Genomic DNA, 260 nt, shown 5'->3' with positions numbered 1-260 from the left:
TCCGCAGTAGCTCAGCGGTAGAGCTATCGGCTGTTAACCGATCGGTCGTAGGTTCGATTCCTACCTGCGGAGCCATTGGAGAGCTGTCCGAGTTGGCCGAAGGAGCACGATTGGAAATCGTGTATACGTCACAAGCGTATCAAGGGTTCGAATCCCTTGCTCTCCGCCATAGGATTTATAATATTGGCCCGTTGGTCAAGTGGTTAAGACACCGCCCTTTCACGGCGGTAACACGGGTTCGAATCCCGTACGGGTCACCA

Annotated in this window: 3 tRNA genes; all 3 read left to right on the top strand. The window is 53.8% G+C overall.

Going from position 1 to position 260, the window contains the following annotated elements:
* The 3 genes from JDS82_RS29235 (at position 1) to JDS82_RS29225 (ending at position 260) form a co-directional block, all read left to right on the top strand.
* Positions 1-75: transfer RNA gene (locus tag JDS82_RS29235), tRNA-Asn, on the top strand.
* Positions 76-77: 2 nt separating this feature from the next.
* Positions 78-169: transfer RNA gene (locus JDS82_RS29230), tRNA-Ser, on the top strand.
* 16 nt (positions 170-185) lie between these two features.
* Positions 186-260, top strand: a tRNA-Glu gene (locus JDS82_RS29225).

The organism is Bacillus cereus group sp. N14, assembly GCF_016483555.1.
Classification (GTDB): Bacteria; Bacillota; Bacilli; order Bacillales; family Bacillaceae_G; genus Bacillus_A; species Bacillus_A wiedmannii.
Note: the sequence above shows the minus strand (reverse complement) of the source record. Positions and strands in the feature narration are given on the sequence as shown.